The sequence below is a fragment of the Arsenophonus sp. ENCA genome (assembly GCF_002287155.1).
Classification (GTDB): Bacteria; Pseudomonadota; Gammaproteobacteria; order Enterobacterales; family Enterobacteriaceae; genus Arsenophonus; species Arsenophonus nilaparvatae.
Window position 1 is genome coordinate 1 of sequence record NZ_NHNG01000233.1, and the last position, 2,489, is coordinate 2,489.

Sequence of the window (2,489 nt, forward strand, 5' to 3'; positions counted from 1 at the left end):
GACGTCTTTAACTCCAGGAAAGGCGCGAAAAAATTCCTCAGCAGAGCGAATTTGACGAGCGGGCAAAACACATTCTCGCCCCAAGGTCATCTCTAAAACCGGCAATAATATTTTTACCCAGCGACATGCCCGTGTTCTATCTAAACCAAAAAGAAGTCCTTGCAAATCATAGGTCGGATAACATTTTAAATACAATAAAATAAAAAGCAGTTTATCTAATGGGGTTGGGATAAATCCTTTCTGCCCTGCACCCATCTGCCGCTCGTGAGCTTTTCGATTCTTTTTCCGATAAATCAAATAACAAGCTGAAAATTCAGCGGCTAAATTTTTCAATTCTTCGACTGATAATCCAATGATTGCTTTACATAAACGATTATCTCGTAACAACTGCTCTTTGTTGATCATTTCAAACCGTTATTTTCTAAGTTAAACCTCTTTTTATTGTCTATAGCGTGACAATAAATGCAAGTCTCTATTCAGCAACTAGTTTAATGAGAACAGGCGGCCTCTATAACTGTTCCATCACCAGCCAGACAGGAAACCCCAGATTGGGTACGAAGAAAAACGGATAATGTAAGTTCTTTAAAAAAACTGCCCGTCAGGACAGTCTGATGTTGATAAATGAAACGTCCAAGGCTGGCATGATCAGGTGTCACGCCATGGCTGACAAAAATACATCCCAAATCTAAACGCGCCAGATTTTCAAGTGCTCTGAGCGAACTATGCCCTTTCATGATCCCATAAAGCAAAATTCCCATCATTGAACGAGGAGAATACGGCGCTCTACCTGTTGAAGAATAACAGCGTTCGAAAGGTACCCAGTCTTGTTCATCCAAAATCTCTGTGACAATAAATGCCCTACGTTCACCAATTTGCTTGAGATAATCGCAAAGGGAAACAGAACCCTCCAAGATAGGTAGATTTTGCGCTTTGACAAACTTACGTTTGGTGTGAGAAGGCGATTCCAGTTTGCGAGTAAATACGGTCATAAAAGATCTGCGTTTAAAACGAATAAAGCAAATTTTAATCGATAACATGAGCTTTTGCGACAGCCTCCAAAAGGGGGGGGGTATCATGTTTTTAATGATTTCAATATTTTGATTTTAAAGAAAAAATTAAATTATTTTTATTGTGAATACCCCTTTTGCGACAGCCTCATCAGGGCGGCGCAAGCGCCTTAAGGTCAACAGCAGGCGCAGATCGCACGGCTCACCGCTGCCAAACCCAGCTTTGCACTGCCGAAGAGAGTTGGTTACAATTAACAAAAAATAATGAGGAATATCACTTATGGGACAGGTAGCCTTTGATACACAAGAGTTTGTCGAGACCTTAGAAAACGCAGGGTTGCCGAAAGATCAGGCCAGAGCGATTTCTATCGCTGTTCGCAAGTCTCATGAAGTCGCTGATGTGGCTACAAAGGCTGATATCGTTGAAGTAAAACACGAAATTGCCGAGGTCAACCGCAACATCGCCGATGTTCGCAAGGACTTGTCAGCAGAGATCGCCGATGTCCGTAAGGATATGGAGCATCGCTTTGAAAAAGTTGAAGCGCAAATAACTGATGCAAGGAAGGAGGCAGCCGCTCGTGCTGATAAAACTGATGCTAAGATAGCCCTGTTACACAAGGATATTGAAAGCCTATCAAACAAGCTAATCATTAAAATGGCGAGTGTTATGGCTGCGATTGTCGGGCTTGCAACAGCTATCATTAAACTGGTTTAAATTGATTCATGCCAAAACCGCCTGTAAGCCTCTATAAGGCGTTCAAGTTCAAAAGCGCTACCCTTGGGGTTACCTATATCGAGAAAACGCCGTACAGCGAATATTGGGTGGCTTAAAATCGATTCCTGATGCCTACTCGAAGTCAAATCTGGCACTGAACGCGACAACCCTCATTGGTTAACTGGAAAATATTTGTAGATGCTAGCCAATGAAACGCCATACAGTAATGCAAGCTGTTTTCTGCTATGACCATTCGCCAATAATTTTAGAGCTTCCTGTTGCTGTGCAAAAGATAGCGACTGAGGTCTACCGCCAATACGTCCTCTGCTTCTTGCCGCTGCTAAACCGGCCTTAGTACGCTCAACAATCAGTTCTCGCTCCATCTGTGCCAAAGCACTCATCACATGAAAGAAAAAACGGCCTGCGGACGTAGAAGTATCAATGGCATCCGTCAAGCTCACGAGTTTCGCACAAAACTAATTTGGGTACGCTAATAAAACACGGATGTGCTCAGCAATAGCATTTTTGATTACGTCCCAATTTTGTTGATAAAGGGTTATTTTTTCAGATATACGACGTTTATGTTGTTCAAACCACGCAGAAATAGCGAGAAAAATATGATTTCTTTGCGCTCGGCTCGTGCGAGCCTGACAGCGTTCAATACCACAATTTTGTTTAACTTCTCGATGATAAACTTCAACAGACCAACGGGCATCCATGATAGATTTGACGTATTCACGGGTGGGATTCTCTTTGTTTGTTACTAT

General features: G+C 42.4%; 4 protein-coding genes and 1 pseudogene. 1 reads left to right on the forward strand and 4 read right to left on the reverse strand.

What is annotated here, in order from left to right; all coding sequences use genetic code 11:
• On the reverse strand, positions 1-405 hold a 405-nt coding region (locus CBG25_RS06060; protein WP_290603697.1), incomplete at its 3' end, for a transposase family protein.
• 83 nt (positions 406-488) lie between these two features.
• On the reverse strand, positions 489-1,037 hold the full coding sequence (locus CBG25_RS06065) for a transposase (RefSeq protein WP_290605317.1): 549 nt from the start codon (positions 1,035-1,037) through the stop codon (positions 489-491).
• A gap of 250 nt (positions 1,038-1,287) precedes the next feature.
• Between CBG25_RS06065 and CBG25_RS06070 the strand changes: the two genes are divergently transcribed.
• The gene (locus CBG25_RS06070) at positions 1,288-1,722 is read left to right on the forward strand and encodes a hypothetical protein (protein WP_290604431.1); all 435 of its coding nucleotides are present in this window, start codon (positions 1,288-1,290) and stop codon (positions 1,720-1,722) included.
• 170 nt (positions 1,723-1,892) lie between these two features.
• Here the strand turns inward: CBG25_RS06070 and CBG25_RS06075 are convergent.
• Both CBG25_RS06075 and CBG25_RS06080 read right to left on the reverse strand, forming a co-directional pair.
• Positions 1,893-2,180, reverse strand: a pseudogene (locus CBG25_RS06075) (recombinase family protein); the annotation flags it as partial.
• An 18-nt stretch (positions 2,181-2,198) separates the two neighbouring features.
• Positions 2,199-2,489, reverse strand: a 291-nt coding sequence (locus CBG25_RS06080) for a transposase (RefSeq protein WP_290603789.1), incomplete at its 5' end; no start/stop codon positions are given.